The sequence below is a fragment of the Cellulomonas sp. EB106-03-03-XG116 genome, assembly GCF_058792015.1.
Genome location: NZ_JBYTEP010000096.1, coordinates 1 through 7046, shown reverse-complemented (window position 1 = coordinate 7046; position 7046 = coordinate 1). Strand labels below are relative to the sequence as shown.

Below are 7046 nucleotides of genomic sequence, written 5' to 3'. Positions count from 1 at the left end.
ACGGCCTTCGTCGGCAGCGTCAGATGGGGATAAGAGACAGGCCGCGCGGCTGTACCGGGCGACCGGCGCCGCCGCCCTGGACTTCCCGCTGCTGCCCGGCGACGTCGCCGCCCCCGGGTCGGCCGCGCGCGCCGCACCCGCCACGCCGCCGCCCGCGGACCGGCCGCTGACGGTCGGGTGGCTGTGCGTCCCGCCCGGGCCGCACTCCGGGGGGCACACGACGATGTTCCGGATGATCCGCGCGCTCGAGGACGCGGGCCACCGCTGCGTGCTCTACCTCTACGACCGGCACGGCGGCGACGTCGCCCGGCGCGCGGCGGTCGTGCGTGCGGGGTGGCCGGAGGTGCGCGCCGAGGTCCGCGACGTCGCGGACGGCATCCACGGCGTCGACGCGTGCGTGGCGACGTCCTGGCAGACCGCGCACGTGCTCGCCCTGCGCGGCACCGACCCGATGCGGCGGCTGTACTTCGTCCAGGACGTCGAGCCGTACTTCTACCCGCACGGCGCCCCGCGGGCCCTGGCGGAGGACTCCTACCGGCTGGGGCTGCGCGTCCTGGCGCTGGGGGAGATGGTCGCGGGGCACCTGCGCTCCGACCTCGGGGTCGACGTCGACGTGGTCCCGTTCGGGTGCGACACCGAGGTGTACCGGCCGCTCCCGCCCGCACCCCGCAGCGGGGTCGTGCTGTACGCGAAGCCCGACGTCGCCCGGCGCGGGTACGACCTGGCGCGGCTGGCCCTGCTGCGGTTCCACGCGGCGCACCCGGAGCAGGAGATCCACGTCTACGGCGATCCGGCGCGCGACCTCGGGGTCCCGGCGACCCGGCACGGCGGCCTGGACCCGGCTGCGCTGAACGTGCTGTACCACCGGACGCTCGCCGGGCTGGCGCTGTCGTTCACCAACATCTCGCTGGTCGCGGAGGAGATGCTGGCTGCCGGCACCGTCCCCGTCGTCAACGACGCCGCCGACGCCCGCGCCGACCTGCCGAACCCGCACGTCCGGTGGGCCGCGCCGACGCCCGCCGCCGTTGCCGACGCGCTGTCCGCGGCCGTCGAGCACCCCGACCCGGCCGGGCGCGCGGCGGCGCTCCACGCCAGCGTGGCGGGCCGGTCGTGGGCGGGGTCGCAGGCGCGGCTGGTGGCGCTCGTGGAGCGGCACGTGCGCGGGGTGCCGGTCGCGGGCGACGCGGGTGCCGCCGGGGGCACGAGCGCCCGCGGCGAGGACCCGGCGGGGGACGCCGCCGGCGCGCGGGCGGCCGGCCCGTGACCGCCGCCCCGGGCAGCCCGACCCTGCTCGTGCTCACGCCCTCCTACCGCCCCGACCACGCCCTGTGCGTGGAGCTGAACCGGTCGGTGCTGCGGCTCGCGCCGCCCTCCGTGCGGCACACCCTGGTGGTGCCGCCCGCCGACCTCGACCTGTTCCGGCCGCTCGCCGGCGACCGCACGACGGTGCAGGACGCCCGGGCGGTCGTGCCGCGCCCGCTGCGCAAGGTCCCCGGCCTGAACCTGTGGCTGGACCCGCGCGCCCCGTTCCCGCCGGTGCGCGGCTGGGTCGCGCAGCAGGTGGTCAAGCTCGCGGCGGTCGCCGCGGCCGACGCCGACCTGGTGCTGCTCGCCGACTCCGACCTGGTGTTCGTCCGGCCGTTCGGGCCGCGGACGTTCGCCCCGGACGGCGCCGTGCCGCTGTACCGCCGGGAGGGCGCCGTCTCCGCCCACCTGCCGCGGCACGTCCGGTGGCACGAGGTCGCCCGGCGGCTGCTCGGGCTTCCCCCGGGCGACGAGCCGGCCCGGCCCGACTACGTGTGCTGGCCCTGCGTCTGGGATCCGGCGGTCGTGCGCCGCATGCTCGCGCGTGTCGAGGCCGTGACCGGGCTGCCGTGGGCCGCCGCGGTGGGGCGGGAGCTGCACGTCTCCGAGATGGTGCTGTACGGCGTGTACCTCGACGAGGTCGAGGGCCGCGAGCGCCCGGTGCCGCACACCGACGACATGCGGTGCCCCGCGTACTCGGACGAGGCCCCGCTCGACCGCGACGGGCTGGCGGCCTTCCTCGCCCGGGTCCGGCTGCGGGACGTGGCGGTCATGGTCTCGGCGAAGTCCGGCACGGCGCTCGACCTGCGCCGCCGCCTGATCGCGGACCGCGTGGCGGGCTGACGGCCCACCCGGCGACCGCGCGGCGGGGTCAGCCGCGGCGCTTCGCGGTGGGCAGTCCGGTGCGGCCGGCGCCTGCGCCGCGGGCGGGCTCGTCGGCCGCGGGCGCGGGGTCGGGCGCCGCCTCGTCCGCGGGACCCGGCGGACGCGCCGCGGTCGCGGTCCTCGACGACCTGGCCCGCGCGGTCCCGCCGCCCCCCGCCCCGGTCGACCGCACCGGCGCCCGCTTCCCGCCGCGGGTCGTCCCGGGCCGCGCCGCGACGGCACCGGCCCGCGCCCCGGCGCCCGGGTCCCCGGCGTGCCCGTCCGCCCCCTGGGGGGCGGCTCGCTCCGCCGCCCGCCGCGCCCGCGCGCCGGAGCGCCAGCGCCCCAGGCTCGCCGCCGCGAACACCAGCACCGCGCCCCCGAGCAGCACGACGATGACGGCCCGCAGCCGGCTGGAGAACTGCTCCGTGGCGTCGTCCGGCGGGGCGAGCAGCAGCGGCGTGAACAGGTAGCGGTCGTCGGCGCCGTTGACCCGCTGCAGGTCGTCCAGCTCGCGCTCCAGGACGGTGCCGACCGCGGCGGTGGTGGCGACCGCCGCCTCGGGCGTCGGGCCCACGCCCGTGATGTCCACGACGAACCCGTTCCCGCCGACCCCCGGGCCCACGCCGTAGTCGGTGCCGACCCCGTCGGCCTGGAGCCGCTCCACCGTCGAGGCGGCCCCGAGCCGGGCGATCAGCGCGTCGGTGATGAGGTTGGTGTCGGCGGAGCGCAGGTACGGGTTGTCCGCGTTCAGGGCGGCGAGCGCGGGGTCGCGCTCCAGCTCCTCGGCGGTGGGCACGGCCGGGTTCACGAGGGCGTAGGTCGAGGTGACCTCGTAGCTGCGCGGTGCGAAGCCGTAGACGTACCCGGCGGCGGCCAGCGCCACCAGCAGCGCCGGCAGCACGTACCACCGCTGCTGCCACAGCGTCCTCAGGACGTCGGTCGGGTCCACGGGTCCTCCTCGTGACGCACCAGCAGCCACGCCGCCCCCGAGAGCCCGACCAGCGCGGGGAACGCCAGCGCGAAGACCGGGAAGGACAGCGAGTCGAACGTGAGCGAGCAGACCGCGCCCGCGAGCGTGCCGGCGGCGAGCGCCCCGGCCAGGCAGCGCAGCTCCGGCGAGCGCGCGGCGCCGGCCGCGTGCAGCCCGGTGACGCCGGGCAGCACCAGGTAGACGACGGTGGCGGCCACGCCGACGGCGCCCGTCGTCACCAGCGCGTTGAGGTACTGGTTGTCCAGGATGTGCAGCGCGTCCTCGGGCATGTAGTTGCCGGGCCCGAGACCGAGCAGCGGGTGCGCGTCGAACATCGCGACGACGCGCGGGTAGTTGTCGAGCCGGGTCGAGATCGACGGGTCGGAGGCGTCGGCGCCGAGCGCGCCGCCGAGCGTGCTGACCAGCCCGGGCACGGACAGGAACAGCCCGGCGACGGCGACCGGCGCGGTGACGAGCACCCAGTGCCGCGCCACCCGGGGGAGGAACGGCAGGACGACGACGGTCGCGACGGCGAGCCCGAGGACCCCCGACCGGGAGATGCTCATCGCGACGGCCAGCACCAGCAGGCCCGTCCGCAGCAGGTGCGCCCAGCGCCGGCCCGTGCGGTCGTACACCGCCCGCCAGATCGACAGGGGCAGGAGCATCGAGGCGACGACGCCGAGCTCGATGGGGGAGAACGTCGTGCCCGCGACGCGGACCAGGGCGCCCCGGGGCTGGAACGGGGTGTCGCCCCCGTTCGGCGTGAAGCCCGGCATCACCCAGGGCGCCCAGTCCACCGGGTCGACGTGCAGCAGGAACTGCACGAGCGCGACCAGGCAGCACACCACGAACCCGTCGAGGAGCGCCCGGGCGCACTGCGCCGTGGCGGCGACCGACCGGGCGCACTCGGGGATCACCGTGACGAGGGTCGCGCTGGCGAGCACGAGCAGCAGCCACCGCTCGCCGGCCGCCCGGGTGACCACGGTGCTGCCGCCGGTCGTGCCCAGCCAGAGGGCCGCGGACGACGCGACGGTGGCGAGCAGCAGCGCCCCGACCGCGAGCCGGCCGGGGTGCCGCGCGGCCAGGGGGTCGTGCAGGCCCCAGGTCCAGGACACCAGCCAGAACGCGCCGAGCAGCAGCGTGAGCAGCATGGCCACGGTGCCGGCCGCGCCGACCGGGGCGACGACCATGCTCGCCGGCGCCGCGCCGATCGCGACCAGGGCGTAGCGCAGAAGCAGCGGCACGCCCCGGTCGCGGCCGGGTGCGACCGGCGTCCCGGTCACGGGCGCCGGCGCCTGCGGCAGGAGGGTCGTCACGGCGCGGCGCACCCCGGCGCGGCGCCGGGCGCGTGGTCGTAGCGGTACAGGTGGACGGCGAGGCCGTCGGCGAACGCGTCGCTGAACGCGCCGTCCACGATCGCGAGCTCCCGGTCCTCGCCGAGCACCGTGACGGTGCCGTCCGCCGCGCAGCGCAGGTCGAACCGCACGGTGGCCGCCCCGGTGCCGGTGGCGGCCACGAGCAGGTACTGCGTGCCCCCGTCGACCTTGACCGCGGTGTCCACCGGGCCGTCCGCGCGCACCGCGCCGTCCAGGAACGGCGCCGCGAGCGCCGGACCGAGCGCGGCCAGCTGCCGGTTGACGTCGGTGACCCACGGGCGGACGTCCGCGCCGCAGGCCTCGCGCAGCAGGTGGAACGACTCGCAGTCGCCGCCGAAGCTGTGGTTGAAGTACACGACGCCGCGCGCGCCGTGGATGACGCTGCTCCACACGGCGGCGCGGACCTGGGGGCCGGTGATCGTGGGGGCGTCGTCCTCGGAGAACGGGTGCCCGAGCTCGACGAACGCCCACACCGGCCGGCTGCCGGGCGGGTCCACCAGCGACCGCACCCGGTCGACGGTCCGCCCGTAGTTCGCCGGGCGCCGGCACTCCTGCTCCGTGAGCGGCTGCCCGCCGGCCAGCAGCGTCCCGCCCTCGTGGCCGCCGCAGATGTGCGGGTCGGTGAACCAGTAGGTGTCGACCGACACGACGTCGGCGTAGTCGTTGACGAACCGGGCGGCCTCGGCGTCGTCGAGGCGGAACGCGACCCCCTTGCCGTAGTTGGCGTACGTGAGCGCGCCCGCGGGCAGCCCGGCGCGCACGGCCGCCTGCACCGTGTAGCCGCACGGGGTGTTCGCGGGGTCGCACACCTCGCCCTGGCCGGGCCACAGCCCGGTCCAGCCGTTCTCACCGGCCCCCGCCCACATGTCCACCTCGTCGGCGAGCACGCCCCCGGCCGCGCGCGGGTCCTCCCGGCCGACGAGCGCCGCCAGGCCGGTGCCGTCGAGCAGCGCGAGGTCGGAGTCCGTGGTGAGGTCCACGTAGGTGGTGAGGCCGGCCGCGAGGTCGAGGCGGACGTCCCCCGGGTCGGTGACGCTCTCGAGCCAGACCCCGACCGGGAACGCCCGCTGCTCGGGCGGCAGCGTCGGGTCGAACGCGTCGTAGAAGCCCGGGCCGCCGTCGACCTCCCGCCACGCGAGCGGGTCCGGCCACGTGGGCCCGGGCGTCGGGGACGCGGACGGGTCTCCGGTCGGACCGGCGCAGGACCCGAAGCACACGCCGGCGACCGCGAGGCCGGTGCAGACCCGGCGGACGGCGCTCATCGCGGGCCCCCGTCGGCCGGGGCGGGGGCGAGCGGGCGGCGCAGGCGGTCGGTCGCGCCGGCCGGCGCCCGCGCCGCGTCGCGGGCCCCCGCCGCGTCCTGGCTCCGCGCGGCCACGAGGGCGAGCAGCGTGCCCGCGCCGCGGTCGCTGCCGTAGCCGGCCAGCACGTGCCGCCGGCCCGCCGCGCCGAGCGCCGTCGCCAGCGCCGGGTCCGCCGCGACCCGCGCCACCCCCGCGGCGAGCGCGGCCGGGTCCCGCGGGGGCACCAGCAGCCCGGTGCGGCCGTCGTCGACCAGCTCGCCGACGCCGCCGCCCGCGCACATCACGACCGGCAGGGTCGCCGCGAGCGCCTCCATCACGGCCACACCCAGCGGCTCGGCGTGGCTCGCCAGCGCGAACACGTGCGCCCCGGCGAGCTCGGCGTGCACCCGGTCCTCGCCGACCGCGCCCGGCAGCCGGACCCGGCCCGCGAGGCCGAGCTCCGCGACCAGCGCCTCCAGGTCCCGGCGGTACCCGTGGCCGCCGTCCTCGTCCTCGCCGAGGACGACGAGCCGGGCGTCCAGGCCGTCGTCGACGAGCAGCCGCACGGCGCGCACCAGGTCGTCGTGCCCCTTCGCCGGGTTCAGCCGGCCGCAGGAGACCAGGCGCAGCGGTCCGGCGCCCGGCCACGGCCGGTACGGGCTGGGCGGGGCGGACGCGTCGGGCTCGACGCCCATCGGCGCGACCGCGAGGGTCGCCGGCAGGTCCGGCCCGAGCGCGGCGCGCAGGTCCCGGCGCAGGCCCTCGGTGATCACCAGGCCGAACTCGGCACGGCGCCACTTGCCCCGCTGGTTCCCGCCGTAGTCCGCGAGCGGCCCGTGCAGCGTGAGGCTGTAGCCGGGCCCGCCGAGCAGCCGGGCGAGCGCGGCGACCTGGGCCGCGTCCGCGCTCGAGTGCACGTGCACGTGGGACCAGCCGCCCGCGCGGGCGAGCGCGGCGAGCCGGGCGGCCGCGAGGGTCAGGCCGGCGGCGCGGACCGTGCGCCGGGCGGCGCTGCCGGCGGAGCCCGCCGCGGCCGCCCCGGCCTCGCGCAGGACGCCCGGCGCCCGTCCGGCGACCGCCGCCCGCCCGAGCACGGCGACCGCGGCGGCGAGCGCCCGCGGCGACGGGTCGGCCAGGTAGGTCGTGCGGGCGGTCGCCTCGGCGGCCCAGGGGTGGGGGGGGGGGGGCGGAGGGGGGGGGGGGGGGGGGGGGGGGGGGGGGGGGGGGGGGGGGGGGGGGGGGGGG

General features: G+C 78.8%; 6 protein-coding genes. 2 read left to right on the top strand and 4 right to left on the bottom strand.

The features are described 5' to 3' along the window. On the top strand, positions 1–1264 hold a 1264-nt coding region (locus tag AC3WUG_RS19095), incomplete at its 5' end, for a rhamnosyltransferase WsaF family glycosyltransferase (protein ID WP_492329115.1). Next, positions 1261–2148, top strand: coding sequence for a DUF6492 family protein (locus AC3WUG_RS19090; protein WP_492329114.1), 888 nt, complete (start codon positions 1261–1263; stop codon positions 2146–2148). The genes AC3WUG_RS19095 and AC3WUG_RS19090, both read left to right, overlap by 4 nt. A 28-nt stretch (positions 2149–2176) precedes the next feature. On the opposite strand, the gene AC3WUG_RS19085 is transcribed toward AC3WUG_RS19090, so the two are convergent. The 4 genes from AC3WUG_RS19085 to epsE all read right to left on the bottom strand — a co-directional run. Then, positions 2177–3121, bottom strand: coding sequence for a hypothetical protein (locus AC3WUG_RS19085; protein WP_492329113.1), 945 nt, complete (start codon positions 3119–3121; stop codon positions 2177–2179). Beyond that, entirely contained in the window at positions 3100–4458 is a 1359-nt protein-coding gene (locus tag AC3WUG_RS19080) for an O-antigen ligase family protein (protein ID WP_492329112.1), read from the bottom strand. Before AC3WUG_RS19080 ends, AC3WUG_RS19085 begins: the two co-directional genes overlap by 22 nt. Then, the gene (locus AC3WUG_RS19075; RefSeq protein ID WP_492329111.1) at positions 4455–5780 is read right to left on the bottom strand and encodes a hypothetical protein; all 1326 of its coding nucleotides are present in this window, start codon (positions 5778–5780) and stop codon (positions 4455–4457) included. Before AC3WUG_RS19075 ends, AC3WUG_RS19080 begins: the two co-directional genes overlap by 4 nt. After that, positions 5777–7046 (bottom strand): exopolysaccharide biosynthesis GT4 family glycosyltransferase EpsE (gene epsE, locus AC3WUG_RS19070; RefSeq protein ID WP_492329110.1); only part of this gene is annotated, 1270 nt, incomplete at its 5' end. The genes AC3WUG_RS19075 and epsE, both read right to left, overlap by 4 nt.